The organism is Coleofasciculus sp. G3-WIS-01 (assembly GCF_040223135.1).
In the GTDB taxonomy this organism is placed as follows: domain Bacteria; phylum Cyanobacteriota; class Cyanobacteriia; order Cyanobacteriales; family Coleofasciculaceae; genus Coleofasciculus.
This window is the reverse complement of the sequence record NZ_JAVJZI010000031.1, coordinates 70,582-88,817: the sequence shown is the minus strand read 5'-3', so window position 1 is coordinate 88,817 and position 18,236 is coordinate 70,582. Positions and strand designations below refer to the sequence as shown.

Genomic DNA, 18,236 nt, shown 5'->3' with positions numbered 1-18,236 from the left:
TTTTTTTTTTTTTTTTTTTTTTTTTTTTTATTAAAAAATAAATATTTATCACTAATTTTTATTTTTTTTTTTTTTTTTTATATTTTTTTATTTTTTTTTGTGTGTTTTTTTTTTTTTTTTTTTTATTTTTATTTTTTTTTTATTGTTTTTTTTTTTTTTGGGTTTGGGTTTTGTTGTTTTTTGTTTTTTTTTGTTTGGTGTTTGGGTTTTGGGGTTTATTGGGATTTGATGATTGGTGATTGGGATTTGGGGTTTATTGGGAATTGATGATTGGGGATTGGGAATTGGGGATTATTGGGAATTGATGATTGGGGATTGGGAATTGGGGATTATTGGGAATTGATGATTGGGGATTGGGAATTGGGGATTATTGGGAATTGATGATTGAGAATTGGGAATTGGGGATTATTGGGAATTGATGATTGGGGATTGGGGATTGGGGATTATTGGGAATTGATGATTGGGGATTGGGGATTGGGGATTATTGGGAATTGATGATTGGGGATTGGGCGAAGCATTCGCGTTGCGATGTTAGTATAAAACCGATACATACGTGCGCGAATGCTTCGCCCCTACGAACCCCTACGAACCCCTACGAACCCCTACAAACCCCTACGAACCCCTACGAACCCCTACGAACCCCTACGAACCCCTACGAACCCCTACGAACCCCTACGAACCCCTGTTCCCTTTCCCTTACAGGATTACCGTAAAAATTGATCCTTGGGGTTGGTTGTCTTCGACGAGTATTCTACCATGATGCGCCTCAATTACCATTTTACAAAAGGTTAAGCCTAAGCCAATCTGAGAAACCCCACTCATTAAATCTCCCACTTCATATTTGTCAAAAATATGGCGCTTGCGTTCTTCACTGATTCCTGGCCCGGAATCAATAATCTGAAGCTGGGCTTTTGAGTTGGCAAAATCTGAGGATAGGGATTCATCGCGATAACTCACTCTGAGAATGACCAAACTTTCTGGAGGTGAGAATTTAATCGCGTTGGAAATTAAGTTCTCCAAAACCCGATGAAATAAATTCATATCGATTAAAAGAGACTCTGGGGATTCTCCTAGCTTGCTGATCAGTTGAATATTTTTCTGTTCAGAAATCGATTGAAACTGAAGGGTTACTGTAGACACTAATTCATTGAGATCCACAAACGTCCGATTCAAAACCATTTTACCCGAATCCATTTTCGCCAACATTAACAAATTATCGATCATGGAGTTGAGTTCACGACTGGAGTCAGCAATAATTTGCAATCGCTGTAAATCTTTAGCATTGGTGGACGTTTGCAATAACAAGTCGCTACAAAGTAAGATATTAGTCAGGGGATTTCTTAAATCATGGACGATCATATTCGACAGATCTTCCCGCAGACGCAATGTAGCTTCTAGGGCGTCATATTGCTGCTTGATGCGTAACATCGAGCGCACCCGCGCCCGCAGTTCAATTCCGCTGACGGGTTTGGTGATAAAATCATCAGCACCCGCATTTAGCGATCGCGCCAAGTCTTCTTTTGAGTTGAGTGCGGTTACAATAATCACGGGAACGTGTTTCCAATGGGAATCGGATTTGATCGTGCGGCAAACTTCAATCCCATTTAACTTAGGCATCATCACATCGAGTAATATCACATCCGGTTCAACGGAGTCAAGCAGGTTTAACGCTTCTTCACCACTTGAAGCATAAAATAAATCATACCCCTCTCGATATAGATGGGCTTCAATCACATCAAAGGCATTCGGATCATCATCCACGATTAAGATAGACGTATTCTGATTTAGGCTATGCATATATGTAGCAACGGTGAGGTAAGGATAGGGAAACATGAAAAACTTATATTATTTTTTGATTCTTGAATTCTGCCTGATTAGTCGTGATTAAATTCTGTAAATATTCCTCAAACCCTTACCTATAGACATAAGAATAATGATAATAATATCCGTTGACTTTAATTATTTCCCACCCACTTACCCTTTTACTCCCGATCAAGATATTGTTCAATTAGCGTCACCAAAATTTTCAAGCTAATCGGCTTCGCCAGGTAATCCGTTACCCCTGAAGCCAAGCATTTTTCCCGATCCCCAGGCATTGCCAAAGCGGTGACAGCAATAATTGGCATCCGAGGCAAATTCATGTCCGCCCGAATCTGACATGTTGCTTCTAATCCATCCATTTCTGGCATTTGAATATCCATTAAAATTAAATCGGGTGTATGCTGTTTAGCTTGTTGAACTGCTTCGATACCGTTTCGCGCTAAAATCACGCGAAACCCTTTACTGTGCAAATAATCCGTCATTGTTAAAATATTTGCTTCATTATCTTCTGCCAATAGAATTAACGGTAACTGTTGTGCCACTGGTGGATAATCACTCTGAGATGTTGGAGCAAATAACTGACTCAAAACAGACTGTAACTGGGGACGAGAAACGGGTTTAAGCAGATAGTCAGACGCCCCTAATTCTAAAGCTTTAGTCGGATCATCTACAACGGAAACCACCACCACTGGAATTGATGCCGTAGCTGGATTTCCTTTTAACTGAAGCAACACCTCCCAACCGAAAACATCCGGCAGTAAAATGTCTAAGATAATCACATCCGGCTTAAACTTATGCACGGCATCAATCGTACCTTCACCCTGAGGATGGATTAAAACCGTTACTCCTAATTCTCTCAGATAACGGGCAATATGGTTCGCTGAAGCATCCGAGTCTTCTACGACTAAGGCGTTGTGAATCGGAGGCAATTCTTTAGACACCAGTTTAGTCTCCCTCAGGGTTTGCCCTTTCAACTGGGTATGTTTCCAGGGAAGTGTCACAGTAAAGCAACTTCCCTTACCCACCTCACTTTCTAAAGCAATACTTCCTCCTTGTAATTCCACAATTCGCCGCACCAATGCTAACCCTAACCCTGTACCTGCATAGCGACGTGAGAGACTGCTATCTAATTGCACAAAGGGTTTAAACAGTTTATTCAGGTTTTCTGGGGCAATACCAATCCCCGTATCGGTAACACTAAACTGCAACTGTTCATTGTCCGGATCTGCCGTAACCTGTAACGACACCTCGCCACCGTCTGGTGTAAATTTTACCCCATTACTTAATAAATTCACTAACACTTGGCGCAGGCGTCGTTCATCCACTTCAATCTCGCTGACTACCGATGCAATTTGGTAATGGAGTTTAATATTTTTCTGCTGAGCCTGCTGTTTAATAAAGGTTAAACTCGATGTACAAAGATGGTTTACAGAAACCGGAGTAAGGGAGAAGGACATTTTCCCGGACTCAATTTTAGAAAGATCCAGAATATCATTAATTAAGTCTAACAAATGCTTGCCACTTTGTTCAATTGTCACCAGGGATTTTCGCTGCTTGGCGGTTAACTCCCCATAGACTTCTTCCTGTAGGGCTTCGGCTAAACCCAGAATCGCATTCAGAGGTGTTCGCAATTCATGACTCATACTTGCCAGAAACTCATCTTTTAAACGGGTAGCCCGGGCTAATTCAGCATTGGCTAAACTAATCCGTTCATTACTTTCGCGTAACTGTTTTTCTGCCTGCTTGCGTTCAGTGATATCATAAACTAAGGCACAAGACCATAATAGTTTCCCTTGGTCATCTAAGACGGGACTTGTGGACATATACGCCCAGATCTTGTTTCCGGCTTTCGTGCACAATTGCACCTCTTGTCGATGAACTTGGCTTGGATTGAGCTGGATAGGAAACGGCGGGGCAAAATAGTTATCCCCTGGCGTGATAAAATCCGTGATCGCATGTCCTAACATTTCCACTTCGGTATACCCCAGCATCCGTGCCATTGCCTGATTTATGTAGGTAGTATTTCCTTGGGCATCAATCACCCAGATTCCTTCTTCTGCGAGTTCCACAATTTGGGCATATCGCGTCTCGGTTTCCCGAATCTGACATTCTAACTTCTGGTTGAGACGTTTAATCTCATTCTCAGCCTGCTGACGTTCGGTAATATCGGTGAGAAAAACAATCACAAATGTGCCATTTTGGGTTTGAATCGTACTCAGCCCAACTTCAATAGGAAACTCACTCCCATCCCGATGTTTTGCATATAAATCATTAGATTTGCCCATAGATCGTTTACTAGGATGGGCGAGATAATTATCCCGATGATCACTATGGATGAAGTGATAGCGTTGAGGCATTAAATATTCAATTTTTCGCCCAAATACCTCGGTGCGATTATAGCCAAATAACTCTTCTGCTTTGGCATTAAAAATAACAATTTCTCCTTGGGCGTTGGTGACAATGATCGCCTCTGAAGCGGATTCTAAGAACGCCCGGAACTTAGCCTCACTCTCCCGCAGGGCGGCTTCTGTCGCTTTGCGATCGCTAATATCTTCCACAACCGCTAGGGCATAGTTTTGGTCATTTTCTGAATCCCGCACCCGCGAGATAGAAATATAAACCCATCGCCATTTTCCATCTTTACGAATGTAGCGTTTTTCCAGAGAGTAGTTATAAGTTTCCCCCGCCATCAACTGCTGTAAATATCCCTTATTTTGTTCCCGATCATCAGGGTGAGTAATATCTTGCACCAGCCGCCCCACTAATTCCGATTCAGGATAGCCAGTAATGTCACAATAACGTTGATTTACCCGCAAGAGTTCTCCCGAAGGCTTAGCAACAGCAATCCCAACAGAGGCTTGTTCAAAGATAGCGCGGAAGCGTTCTTCACTATCCTGTAATGCCCGTTCAGCCTGTTTTCTTTCCGTAATATCATGAATAATCGAAACCAGAAAAATCCGTCCTTGGATCTCAATCGGACTCGAATACACTTCCACCTCGCGAATCTCTCCCGACGCCAGACGGTGAGGAAAAACAAAATAGGTGCGTTCCTCTAATTTTGCCCGTCTCATCTCCGCCTTAACTTGAGAGGGGGGCAGACAATTGAAATCCGTAATCTTCTTGGTGATCAGTTGCGATCGCGAATAGCCATAAAAATCTACCGCCGCCCAGTTTGCATCAGTAATTGCACCCGTTTCGGCATCGATTAAGAGTTTAATCGCCTTACTATTCTCAAACATAGCACGAAAACGGGCTTCACTCTCTCCCAGGGCGGCTTCGGCTTTTTGTCGTTGCCATGCATTGGTTAAAATTTCACCCACGATTCTCAGCAGATGAATACAGCTATCTGACCAAATTTTTTCCTGGCGAAATGCATCAAATCCAACCCAACCCATCATTGTCCCTTGATAGATTAGGGGAACCGCGATATGAGAACATCGATGAGAGGCTTGCCAATAGTGCCGATCTAGGGTAGCTTGATCAGGTAGATGATTAATATTGGGAATATAAACCACCTCACCCCGTTGCAGTTGAGCAAATTCCCAAGGAAAGGTTGAGATAGAAACCTCTGGGCAGGCATGAATTTGGCGGTTGATTCCGGGTGTCACCCATTCATGAGTCATCCTTGCTGTCTGCCCATCCTGACTCATCTGAAAAATATAACTGGTATCCACTTGAGTGAACGCGCCAATTTCGGCTAAAGCCTGGGTGATTCCGGCTTGAATATCGGCAGATGCCAGATTAATGAAGCGAGTGGAAATAGTGGCAACGAGTTGATCAAAGTCTAATTGATATTTTAATGCCGCTTCTGCCGCTTTGCGATCGCTAATATCGGTATGTGAACCTACCATCCTTACCACATTACCCGACTCATCCCACAGGGCTTGTCCGCGATCAAGAATCCATTTATAGGAGCCATCTTTACACAAGAGGCGATGCTCACTACTATAATAGGGAGTCTTCTGGTCAAAATGGTCTTGAATCAACCCCATCACCCACTCTAAGTCATCGGGATGGACTCTTTTCGACCATTCATCTAGATGATTGGGAATTTCATCATCCTCATAGCCCAACATTTCTTTCCAACGGGGCGACAGGAACACTTGATTAGTTTTCACATTCCAATCCCAGATGCCATCATTATTCCCCCGCAGGGCTAAATGCCAACGTTCCTCACTAACACGCAAGGCTTCCTCGGCTTGTTTGCGATCAGTAATATCAGAGGCGATACCATCAAGTCGCAGGGGATAGCCATCCTCATCGTAAGTCACCCGCCCCCGATCGCAAAACCAGCGAATTTCTCCATCTGGTCGCTGAATCCGATATTCTAGGCTGTATGTCCCCTGTGCCAATAACTGTTGACGAAAGGTACTGACTTGGGCATAATCATCAGGATGAACCACCTCTAGCCACAGGTTGGGATGATCAAAAAAGTCTTGTACTGGGCGTCCATAAACCCTTTGTGTAGCTGGATTCAGGTAGAGTACCTTATGGGTAGTCGCACAGACTGACCAAACCATATCATCAAGGGCATTAAGAATACTATCTAAGCGTTGTTTATTTTGGCGCAATGCCACTTGCGTCCGCAATGCCGATATACCATAAGCTAGGTCATTTGCCAATTCTGTCAGTAATCTGACTTCAGCTTGATTAAAAGCATCGGCTTCACTTGCATAGATATTCAACGCCCCCAAACAGGTTCCTTCTACAATTAAGGGTAAGGCAATAGATGCCGCGTAACCTTGTTTGATTGCCGCATCTCGCCAAAGCTGATAAGTTGGATCAGTGAGAATATTTTGGATAATTCTGGGTTCTTGGGTGCGAATTGCTGTCCCTGTGGGTCCTGTGCCGCGTTGATTATCCCCCCAACTAATCTGTAAGGTTTCAATATAGTTATCCTCATACCCCGCTTGGGCAACTGGATGCACGGTTTTGGCATCATCGGTTTCAGCAAAACCAATCCACACACAACGATAGCCACCGAATTCCACAATAATCTGACAGATATTGTGCAGCAGGGTGGTTTCATCGGTAGCCAAGACTAAAGCTTGGTTACATTCAGAAAGGGTTCGCAGGGCGCGATTGGCGCTATAGAGTTCTTGTTCGGAACGCTTACGCTCTGTGATATCCTGAGTCACAACCATACCTGCGATGATTTCACGGGTCTGGTTTTTCACGGGTAGGGCATGAACGGAGAAAATACGATCCTGAAAGGGAATCTCACGGGTAACAGTTTCGCCCGCTAAGACTTGGCGATAGATGGGTTCTAGCTGGGTAGAGGTTTGGGGGGGAAAGCATTCCCAGATAGTGTTTCCTTCTAATTGGGTTTTGGATAAACTTACAGGGGCTAAACCACTCCCATCTGCGAGTAGATAGCGCAATTCATGATTAAATAGAAGTACCGCCCCATGGGGGAAGTTTTCAACGACTGCCCGATAGCGGGCTTCACTCTCCCGCCAACGGCGATCGCTCTTTTGTAAATGTTGTTCTAAACGGTAGGATAGGTAGGCGGCGATAGTGGAACCACCGATACCGATAATAGCTGCAAGTGCCAAGACAAAGCCAGTAAACTGTCGCTGTTGTTCTAATTGTTGGTTGAGTTGAGTCTGTTGTTGTTGTTCGATTGCCAGAAACTGCTGGATTTCATCGTTAACCTGATCCATGACTTGCTTCCCCTCTAGCAGTTGAGCGATAAATTCTGGGGATTCTATGGCGGTTTCAGGTTGGGAATTCACGAGTCGGAGATTGCGTTGTAGCAAGGTGATTCTAGCCGTGGCTAATTGGCGAATCCGTTGCAGGCGATGGGTTTGGGAATGTTCTTGGGCGACGAGTTGACGCAATTGTTCCAGACTTACCGGAATTTGGGCGATCGCGGATTCATAGCCAGTGAGAAAGTCTTGACGGCGGGTAATTTCATACCCTCGCACAGCGGTGTCGGCTTTGAGGAGATCGGAGTGTAAGCGTTGAGTTTCCAGACGCACCTGTTGAGTCTGTTGCAATCGAGTTTCGGCTTGGGCGGTTTGGAATTGCAACCAGCTAAATGTGGCGAGTGACGTGACTAGACAGGTGACAGGAATTGCCAGGATTAACTGGCGTTTTTGTTGACGGGAAATCGTGATCCGGCGAAATTGTCGAGGTTGGGCGGGGTTGCTATCCATGCTAGGTGCTGCATCCGAAAGCTGATTCAACTCATCTCTAGCATAGTGTAGGGGCGGGTTTCACGATTATCGTTTCGGTTGCATCCAGATGTGACTAAACCCGCCCCGACTGAGTTTTGAATGAACTGACAACTTCCCTATCTCCCCTGTACCCGGAGATTCTCCACATCAGCAGGGGTGATTGGAAAAGATCGCACAATCAGTTGGTTAACCTGTAGAAACCCTAACTCTGAACTAGATCCGACAACAACACTATCTCGATTCCAGGAATAGCGATCAGCCGCCTGTCATTTGTCAAAAATGTTTCACACCCTGTCAAAAGTGCCGTTGCTCCGTGAATTCCATCTGGCAATCTTAAATTAGCTACAGCACGCAGTCGTGCTGCTTCAATTAATACATCACGGTTCACCGGAACCACCGTAAGCACTTCTGAAGTTTGCAAAGCCTGTTGATAAGTGTTCTGTCTTTCTGTGTTGTCATCAATAAATGGTCTAACCAGAATCTCTGCTAAAGTCAATTCACTAGTAACTGCTCTTAAATTCCCTTCATCAATTCTTTCAAATAGCTCAGTCAACTGATCAACAAAGTCAGGGTAGCCTTCCAAGGCGTAGATAAAAACATTGGTGTCTAAATAAACTCGTTCTCCCTGGATGGCATTTAATAGGACCAAGTATCCCGCTCCTGACTAATAAAATTGTCGGCGGCTTCTGGTGTAGCAAAACTGCCTTTAGCTGTCCCAATCAAGCGGGTTAGAGATTGTTGCTTGTTTGGGGGAGTTTCTAGAATGATAATTACATCAGCTACAGCGCCAGGGGGTAGTTCATGGGAGTGAATTTCAATAATGCCGCCTGGTTTAACACAAACTTTTTGTCTCAATGCGTAGTTCATCTGTAGATCTCTACTTTTATCTGATTCGGCAAGAAGACCCTCGCTTTTAGCGATGGGAGCGTCAAATATAGTTCTAAGCTATCATGCTCACCGGATACAGTGGAAATCTTGGCAGAAGCCACGAAAAACGTCTCTGGCGAAGACAGCGCAACTACGAACTGGGTTCGATGCGGATCAGTTGTCCGTTGGCTTCATCGGTGAGAATATATAATAGTCCATCCGGACTTTGGCGCACATCCCGCACCCGTTGACCGATATCGATGGATGTCTCATTTACCACATTACTGGATTCATCGAGTTCAATATGGCGGACATCGCGGGAAACTAGCCCCCCCGCAAATAAATCGCCTTGCCATTGGGGGACGCGATCGCTATCATAAATAACCAAACCCGATGGTGCGATCGCACGAGTCCAGACGAATTTGGGATCGACCAGACCCGGACGAGACTGCTGATCAGAAATAATTCCTCCAGAATATTCGCGGCTATGGGTGACGAGGGGCCAACCGTAGTTTTCACCCGCTTCCACCAGATTTAATTCATCGCCGCCTCTGGCACCATGTTCCGTAGACCAAATCTGATTGGTTTGAGAATCGAATGCGAGCCCCTGGATATTGCGATGTCCATAACTCCAGATGGCTGGATCAGCTTCTGGGGATTCGACGAAAGGATTGTCATTGGGTATTGTACCATCGTCGTTGAGGCGGATAATTTTACCTAAATGACTGCGGCGGTTCTGCGCCTGTTGACGGATTAGATCACCATCGAGTTGAACCGGTGGATTTCCCCCATCACCGATCGCGACTAACATGGTATCGTCAGGTAGCCACACAATGCGGGAACCGAAATGCTGTCCCCCTGATTTAAGTTGAGATACCTGGAAAATTACCTCTAAATCCTGGAGGGCGCTACCCTCAAATTTGGCACGGGCAACTCGTGTATGATTAGCTTGGCGCGTACCGTGGGAATAGGTGAGATAGACCCAAGAGTTCTCAGAAAAGCGGGGATGAAGGGAGATATCCATTAACCCACCCTGCTGCATTGCAAACACTTCTGGTACTCCAGGGATGGGTGTGGGATCGAGTACCCCATCGCGGACAATTCGCAGTTGTCCTGATCGCTCAGTAATTAGTATCGCACCATCGGGTAACCATGCCATACCCCAGGGATGATCTAACCCTTCAACAAGGGTTGTTTTCTGGAAGCCTTGAGGTGGGGCGACGGGATCTGTCGCATCCTGGGATGAGGCTGAATCCACCGATTCGGGTGGGGTTTGGGGAATGGTGGTGGTAAATGCACAACTGGTGAGGGTTACTAGCGCGATCGCACTCCCAGTTTCTTGGATTAGGCGAGGGATTTTGATAGTCATGGCGATTTTCCGTCTGATGTGGTGGTTCGCTAGAGGTGTTAAGTTCTTTCTTTTGGGTGTACCTCATCTGTTGGGGAAAGCGCAATGTTTAGCATAAGTTCCAAATACACTAGATCTCTAAAGGAGTCACAATACGGTGGTGGGCAATGCCTGTGTCAGTCCAGTAGGAATATTGTGTATCAATGACGATATTGTAGGTTGGGTTGACGAAAGGAAACCCAACCCAAGCCTGCTTGGGTGAACATTGTGCAGGAGTCAGGGCGGGTTTAGTTAAATCTAGGTGAAGTAAGAAACCATAATCGTCAAACCCGCCCCTACACAATCAAAACCTTCTCCTTCAGCTACTCGCGGGAAAATGTACGACAATGATAGAAGTATCTTGCTGTGTTCGTGCGATCGCCTCCGGTTCTCCTCCCAATGTAGGAATCGCCAAAAGGTAACTAGGATGGGTACTTGCCGTCAAAATCAATAAATCATGACGTTGCACCATCCGCGACACATTCTGCACAAAATTCCCCCGCACCTGTACCAACCCACTCGTACTTGCCAACCCCCACTCTCGCGGCTGACAGTCAAACTCACCCACTCCCGTCACCACAATCACCAATCGAAACGTCGCTTTCAACGCCGCCGCTAAAGTTTGCGCCAACATCACCGTCGGTTTAAACGTCACCGATACCGTCTCCTGATCCGTCGCCGCCAACACCACTCGTGCCGTATTCTCAATCGGCTGCGAGAATCGGGCAATTAATACCGGAACCTGAGAGCGCCAGATAACATTATCAATCACACTGCCAAAAAAGCTCTCACGAGTCGTAGAAAACCCCTTCCAGCCACAAATAATCAACGTCGCATCCCGTTCCGCCGCCGTGCGAGTAATCCCTCGGTCAATCGTATCATCCACCCGCCCAATCGGTTCCACCTTAGTTACAGCCCCGTGAGCAATTCGTTCAGCCACCGCTAAAAGTTGGCTTTGCAGCATCTTCGCCTCTGGGGAAATAGGTCCCGTTTTATCAGATAAAACATGCAGGGGAAGTAACGTTCCCTGCGCCGTTTTCGCCAAAATTAACGCCAATTGCAATAAATTATCTTCCGTCTTCGGATTCGCCACCGGAACTAACACCCGCCTTGCCAAAGATGGCGTTTTTGAAGCATTTTCCCGCTCCTGTTGTCCGTGGGGTTTCACCTGTTTTCCCCAGCGTTCGGTAATCCAAGGAGACGCCACACAGGTGACCAAAATCATGGCAATAATCCCATTTACCGTCAACTGATCCACCAGTTTAATTTCGTATGCTACAGTAATCGCCGCCAGAGTAGACGCCGCCTGTGCCATAGACAAACCAAACATGACCATGATACTCGGAAACTGAAACCCAAACAGCTTCCCCGGTACCCAAGCCGCGCCAAACTTACTCACCATTTCCGCGCCAATCATCACCAACGCCACTAAAATTGATTTCGGCTGCTTGACTAAAATTAACGGGTCAATTAACATACCCACAGAAATCAAAAAGAATGGCACAAATAAGGTATTACCAATAAACTGAATCCGATTCATTAACGGACTCAATTGGGGAATAATTTGGGTAATCGCAATTCCGGCTAAAAATGCGCCAATAATCGGTTCAATCTCAATTAATCCCGCCGTGTATGACACCACAAACAACGTCGCCAGGACAAAAATAAACTCCGCCCCTTCATCATGTCCAAATTGGTGAAAGAACCAGCGCCCCAGTTTCGGCACTCCCCATAACGTCGCCACAGTATAGATAGTCAGGGCGGGAATCAGAAACAACCAGAACCCTAGGGTCAGATTTCCCCCATGGGCTTTCACCACCACCGCCAAAACTAAGAGTCCCAAAACATTAGTAATTAGTGTTCCGCCCAAGGTTGTGGTTACCGTTTGTGTCCGCATTAATCCCAACTTAGTTAGGATAGGTAATGCCAAAAGTGTATGAGTGGCAAAACAGGATGCGACTAAAATCGACGCCAGCCAACTATATCCCAGAAGTAACATCGCCACCGTACCCAGAATCATCGGTAAAGAGAACGTGGCTAAACCAAAAATTGCCGCTTTATCGGCATTATATTTCAGGTCATCTAAACTGGTTTCCAACCCCGCCATAAACATTAAAAACAACAGTCCCACCGTTCCCAAGAGGATAATCGTACTATCCCGTTCCAATAAACCCAAAACATTGGGTCCGACAATCACACCCGCTAGAATTAAGCCGACAATACCCGGAAGTCGCAACCGTTCAAACAAGAGTGGCGCGACTAACATAATTGCCAAAATGGTTAAGAAGACGGCAACGGGGTCAGTAATCGGACTCGGCAGTAGAGCAACCGCACTCAGGCTAGGATACATCATAGAGGAAGACGTGTTTTGAGGGTGTAGGGGCGGGTTCCACGACTCATGTTTTTGGTGACCCTGATGTCACTAAACCTGCCCTATCTGAATTATGAATGATCAATGATAAAACGGATTAGGTGACAAATGACATCGCTGGTTTTTTAACAAAGAACAAATGACTAAGGACGATTAGTATGGCATATAGTGACTTCTGATGATCATTTTTATATCGATATCCTGAGTGCTATTGGTTTCATCTTGAGTCTCGGTGTTACTGTCTTCGGGAATCAGTTGATCGGGAGAGGTTTGAGAGGTATCCTGGTTAGGAGTAGAGTGCAAAGATGTCACGCGATCGCACATCGCTAAAGCTACTTCTGGAATCACCCAGGAACGGCAAATCGCGGCGGTTAAGCATAAACTGTAAATTAGACTAGCAGATAGGGGATGAGAGGGGAGCATGTCATCTTTGTAGGTTGGGTTGAGGAACGAAACCCAACTCCAGATTAGCCTGTTGGGTTTCGCTATCGCTCAACCCATGTTTGGCATTTAAAGTTTAATATCAATAATGACGAAATCCTTGTAGTGCGAGCATTTTGCTCCCTACCCATTCCCAATTTAAATGCGTGACAGCTTAGTTGCATTTGGGTGCAACGGTAACGATATAATCATTTTTAACCGGATTCAATGGTGGAAGAGTTATGACTCTGAGATTTATTAGCCCTAAAACAGATTTTGCCTTCAAGAAGATATTTGGGTCAACCGACAGCAAAGACATCTTGATTAGCTTTTTAAACGCCTTAATTTATGACGCCAATCCTGTGATTCAGGATTTAGAAATCATTGACCCTTATAATCCCAGAGATGTCGTTGATCTCAAAGATAGCTATCTAGATGTCAAAGCTTTGCTAGATAATGGCTCAACCGTATTAATTGAAATGCAGGTACTTAACGTGGCTTGCTTTGAAAAGCGCGTTATTTATAACCTAACCAAAACTTATGCGAATCAACTCAAATATGGGCAAGGCTACTCTTACCTGAAACCCGCCATTGCCTTAACCATTACCGATTTTCCCATGTTTGACCAAACTCAACGGTTCCTGACACGCTTTGGCTTAAAGGAAACACAGGAGTTATTTGATTATCCAGATCCGGAAATTGAGTTAATCTTTGTGGAATTACCCAAATTTACTAAAACTCTGGATGAATTAGACAGTTTAACGGATAAATGGATTTACTTTATTAAAGAAGCTCCCAGTTTGGAAGTAATTCCACCCACATTTAGTCAACTTCCAGAACTGGATAAAGCCATGAATATCGCGAATCAAGCGAATTTAAGTGTAGAGGAATTGGAAAAATTGCGTAAACAAGAAATGTTTCTGGAGGATCAACGGGGATTTATTATTCAGGCAGAGCAGGAGGGATTAGCCAAAGGCTTGGAGCAAGGATTGGAGCGAGGATTGGAGCAAGGATTGGAGCAAGGATTGGAGCGAGGGCGTCGAGAGGAAGGAATCCGATGGACATTACGTTTACTGGAGCGACAGTTTGGCTTAATTGCTCCAGAACTTATTAACCAGATTCAAAACTTATCGTTTGAACAAGTAGAACATCTCGGAAATGATGTTTTAGGGTTCAATAGTTTAGAGGACTTATCAAACTGGCTACAAGAAAATGGATAGATTGTTACGATTAAATCGGGCGCACGTCGGTCATCCGTGTCAACTTAAGACTTTGTATGACTAGCGCTCAAAGTTTAGATCCCCCTAAATCCCCCATGCAAAAAAAGCGAAGCATCCTATGGCTTCCCCCTTCTTAAGGGGGACGGGAGGGGGATCTAAAGGGGGACTTTGATTACAGCAGTTTTCAAGTTAGTAGACTACAGACGATGATTGCGCCCAAAAGCAAGTCGATACAATTTTGTATTCCATAAACGTGAAAAGCGCTGTAATTTCTGGTTCCCCCCTTTTTCCCCCCTTTGTCCCCCCTTTCCAAGGGGGGCGAGGGGGGATAGGGGCTAGGGGGGATAGGGGCGAGTTCGGATCTCTTATTAAGTAAGGGTTTCAGCCTTAAGTTGGCACCAATGACGTCGGTGCGCCCCTACAGGTTTCCGACGTCTCCAATCGGGGATCTTGCTGGGAGACTCCCTAATTTAAAATAAAACTATGGCGGTGACTGAGGCTTTAGCGCTGTACAAACGTCTGCTGGGAAAAAATCATCCCGATGTTGCTACTAGCCTACATAATTTAGCATTACTCTACTCTTCTCAAGGACGCTACGAGAAAGCTGAATCGCTTTATCTAGAAGCTTTAGCCATTGTCGATCGCACGTTAGGCTCTAATCATCCCCATACTGTCACTTTCCGTGAGAATCTGCAACTCCTGCGCGATAGATTACGCCATTCTCCCTGATGGCGCTTATCGGCTGGCAAGATTTACGCCGTACATCACATACGATGGCAATGGTGCGTTACGCTACGAAGATCGCACCCTACTGGTGTGACCCACTTCATTTGGTAGATTAGCTTGGGTTCGTAGTCAGGGATGCGAGCCCTATCTTTTGTTGGGTTTCGTTCCAAGGACCCAACCTACAATCTATACCACCATTTTAGCTGGGTCACGCCACTACTGGCGTGGCACACCTTATTTGATGAATTAGAATGACGCCCGGAAACCGTAGGGGCGCATGGCGTGCGCCCGATTCAATGGTAAAATCTTTTCCACCATTTTAGCTGTGTCACGCCACTACTCACTCCTTGCTGAAATCCAAATTCTGTCAACTAAACCTCTCGTTCCAGGGTTTTTGCTCAGGTTGGCTGAGTCTGAGAGGGATTAACTAGGCTTTGACAATCATCAACGAGGCTTTGAACCTGATTAACGAAGCTTGGATACTCGTCCACGAGTCTTTATGTGTGGTGAGCGAGTCTTTGATTCTCGTCAGTGAGTCTTTGATACTCATTAGCGAGTCTTTGATTCTCGTGAGTGAGTCTTTATGTGTGGTTAACGAGTAGTTATGTGTGGTCAATGAGTCTCTATGTGTCCTCAGCGAGTTATTATGTGTGGTTAACGAGTAGTTATGTGTGGTTAATGAGTCTTTTAGTGTGGTCAGTGAGTCTTTGACCGTCGTGGGCGAGTTAAAGGACAGACTTCTGGTAGCTGAAACCCTATTGTAGAGTTGACGAAGCAAATCAAGTTGACCAATGGTAGAAAGATAAAAAATGGGCGAGGTATTACTGACAACAATCATCGCCAGTCGTTTACCTCCAAGGTTCTCAAATCTTGCCTAAAGTCCTCAACACCATAATGAATCGGTATTTGGCGTGACACAGCTAAAATAGGGCTTTGTTTGTAGTAAGTACAAAGAGTGCTTTAAAGCCTAGCTGGAGAGGGCTAAAGCCCTGACTACAAAACAAATCTATTCCACTTAAGCTGAAATAGGTTACTTCAATATCGGAAATTCTAAACGAATGGTTCAATCGACTCTCTATGTCAACCCAGCCACCGGGAAGGATACCAATACAGGCTCGGCGGATGCTCCATACCGCACCTTAACCCACGCCATCAGACAAGCCACCCCTGACACTACCATTTCCTTGTCGCCAGGGATGTACAATGCGGCTAACGGTGAGCAATTCCCGATTGTGATTCCCTCTGGAATCCGAGTCATCGGCGACGAACCCAGTAAAGGCAAGGATATCTCTATTGTGGGGAGTGGTGATTATAATAGCCCCAGTTTTGGCGCTCAATCCATTACCATCAGAGCCGATTCTCAAGCCGAATTGCGTGGGGTAACGGTGACGAATCCACTCCCCAAGGGAACCGGGATTTGGATTGAATCCAGCGCCCCAATTATCGCCAATACTACCCTAACCCGTTGCGGTCGTGAGGGAATCTTTGTCACAGGGACGGCAAAACCCGTAATTATGGATAATGAACTAAGCGAAAATGCCTCCAGTGGTATCTTTCTGGTGCGAAATGCCAAAGGGGAACTGCGGCGCAATCGCTGTCAAAGCACGGGGTATGGCATTGCCCTGAGTGATAATGCGGCTCCTTTAATTGCGGATAATACCTTAATCAATAATAAGGCAGGAATTGTTCTATCTCGTCAAGCTCAACCCGTCTTGCGGCGTAATCGGATTGAAAATAACACCGATGGGGGGCTAATTGTCAATGGGTCTGCCCAACCCAATTTAGGTAATCGCCAAGACCCAGCCGGGAATATTCTACAAAATAATGGCAAAATTGATTTACAAAATAGTACGTCCTTAACCTTGGTTTCGGTGGGTAACTTGTTAAATCCTGCCCGTATTTCCGGTGCGGTTACCTTTGGTGCAGCAGAGGTTCCCGCATCAACCCTGGGTCCGACTCAGTTTAGTGATTTGGGCAATCATTGGGCAAGTATATTTATTCAGGAATTAGTCAAACGGGAGTTAATTAGTGGCTTTCCTGATGGCACATTTAAGCCCGAAGCAAATATTACCCGTGCCCAGTATGCGGCGATTCTTGCCAAAACCTTTAACTTACCCCGCCAGGTGGGGGCGACATCTGGGTCATTTCGCGATGTGGCGGATAACTTTTGGGCGGCGGCGGCGATTCGCAAAGCGGCGAGTATGGGATTTATCTCTGGATTCCCCGATGGTACGTTTCGCCCCCAGGAAAATCTGACGCGGATACAGGCGCTGGTATCTGTGGTGAATGGGTTGGGATTAGGGGGCGGTAATCCTAACCTACTTTTGTTTTACCGCGATCGCGCCCAGATTCCCAGCTATGCTACAGATGCCATGGCTACGGCGACACAACGGCAATTGGTGGTGAATTATCCCCGCCCTGAAGAACTTGTTCCCATGCAAGCCATTAGCCGCGCCGAAGTCGCCGCCTTAATTTACCAGGCGTTAGTCTCAACTGGCGAAGCCTCAGCTATCACATCCCCTTATATTGTCAACCCGGAGGGTTATGTTCCCTCGTTTAGTGATATTCAAAATCATTGGGCGGCTGATTTTATTCGCCCCCTCGCCGGATTAAACTTGATTAGCGGCTTTGCTGATGGTAGCTTTAAACCGGATGCCCCATTAAATCGGGCGCAATATGCGGCATTAGTGGTCAAAGTCTTTAACCCCACACCCATCCGCCCCGCCACTCAATTTATCGACGTTCCCACCAACTTCTGGGCGTCAGCCGTCATTACTCAAGCCTATCGCGGTGGCTTCCTCTCCGGCTTCCCCGACCAAACTTTTCACCCCCAGCAAAGTTTACGGCGGGTTGAGTTGATTGTCTCCTTAGTCCAAGGGCTGTCTTTACCGGAGGCAGAGGAAAATCTCTTGGAAATTTATCAGGATCAAGATAATATTCCCCTCTATGCCAAATTTGCTGTAGCGGCGGCTACTCAAGCCGGCATTATCGTCAATTATCCCCAACCCACCTGGTTAAACCCAAAACAAGCCGCCACTCGCGCCGATGCCACGGCGTTTCTGTATCAAGCATTGGTGCAACGAGGGCGTGTCAATGCTATCAATTCCCCGTATATTGTTCAAGCATGAGGATGAGGAAGCGCAGGGACACAGGGAGGTAGGGAGGCAGGAGAACATACATTCGATTCGTATCGTAGTATCGTAGGGGCGAAGCATTCGCGCACAGATATATCGGTTTTTTAATCA

11 protein-coding genes are annotated in these 18,236 nt (G+C 45.8%); 4 read left to right on the top strand and 7 right to left on the bottom strand.

Annotated elements, in window-relative coordinates:
• Positions 1–696: 696 nt before the first annotated feature.
• The 7 genes from RIM23_RS03475 to RIM23_RS03445 form a co-directional block, all read right to left on the bottom strand.
• Positions 697–1,833 carry a hybrid sensor histidine kinase/response regulator gene (locus RIM23_RS03475; RefSeq protein WP_446364477.1) on the bottom strand — a complete coding sequence of 379 codons (1,137 nt, stop codon included), beginning with the start codon at positions 1,831–1,833 and terminating at the stop codon, positions 697–699.
• 149 nt (positions 1,834–1,982) lie between these two features.
• Complete coding sequence (locus RIM23_RS03470; protein ID WP_446364475.1) at positions 1,983–7,979, bottom strand: PAS domain S-box protein; 5,997 nt, start codon at positions 7,977–7,979, stop codon at positions 1,983–1,985.
• A 223-nt stretch (positions 7,980–8,202) separates the two neighbouring features.
• Positions 8,203–8,649: a type II toxin-antitoxin system VapC family toxin gene (locus RIM23_RS03465; protein ID WP_446364473.1), complete on the bottom strand. Its 447-nt coding sequence runs from the start codon at positions 8,647–8,649 to the stop codon at positions 8,203–8,205.
• The gene (locus RIM23_RS03460; RefSeq protein WP_446364471.1) at positions 8,637–8,867 is read right to left on the bottom strand and encodes a hypothetical protein; all 231 of its coding nucleotides are present in this window, start codon (positions 8,865–8,867) and stop codon (positions 8,637–8,639) included. The genes RIM23_RS03465 and RIM23_RS03460 overlap by 13 nt, the downstream gene beginning before the upstream one ends.
• A 151-nt stretch (positions 8,868–9,018) precedes the next feature.
• Entirely contained in the window at positions 9,019–10,236 is a 1,218-nt protein-coding gene (locus RIM23_RS03455) for a PQQ-dependent sugar dehydrogenase (protein WP_446364469.1), read from the bottom strand.
• A 337-nt stretch (positions 10,237–10,573) separates the two neighbouring features.
• Positions 10,574–12,607, bottom strand: a complete 2,034-nt coding sequence (locus RIM23_RS03450; RefSeq protein ID WP_446364467.1) for a cation:proton antiporter domain-containing protein — start codon at positions 12,605–12,607, stop codon at positions 10,574–10,576.
• Between the two features lie 171 nt (positions 12,608–12,778).
• Positions 12,779–13,048, bottom strand: coding sequence for a hypothetical protein (locus tag RIM23_RS03445; RefSeq protein WP_446364465.1), 270 nt, complete (start codon positions 13,046–13,048; stop codon positions 12,779–12,781).
• A 245-nt stretch (positions 13,049–13,293) separates the two neighbouring features.
• Here RIM23_RS03445 and RIM23_RS03440 point away from each other — a divergent pair, with 245 nt between their 5' ends.
• From RIM23_RS03440 to RIM23_RS03425, 4 genes are all read left to right on the top strand, one after another.
• The gene (locus RIM23_RS03440; RefSeq protein WP_446364481.1) at positions 13,294–14,265 is read left to right on the top strand and encodes an Rpn family recombination-promoting nuclease/putative transposase; all 972 of its coding nucleotides are present in this window, start codon (positions 13,294–13,296) and stop codon (positions 14,263–14,265) included.
• A 483-nt stretch (positions 14,266–14,748) separates the two neighbouring features.
• Positions 14,749–14,994, top strand: coding sequence for a tetratricopeptide repeat protein (locus RIM23_RS03435; protein WP_446364463.1), 246 nt, complete (start codon positions 14,749–14,751; stop codon positions 14,992–14,994).
• A 431-nt stretch (positions 14,995–15,425) separates the two neighbouring features.
• Positions 15,426–15,593, top strand: coding sequence for a hypothetical protein (locus RIM23_RS03430; RefSeq protein ID WP_446364461.1), 168 nt, complete (start codon positions 15,426–15,428; stop codon positions 15,591–15,593).
• A gap of 456 nt (positions 15,594–16,049) precedes the next feature.
• Positions 16,050–18,119: an S-layer homology domain-containing protein gene (locus tag RIM23_RS03425; RefSeq protein WP_446364458.1), complete on the top strand. Its 2,070-nt coding sequence runs from the start codon at positions 16,050–16,052 to the stop codon at positions 18,117–18,119.
• The last annotated feature ends 117 nt before the right edge of the window (positions 18,120–18,236 follow it).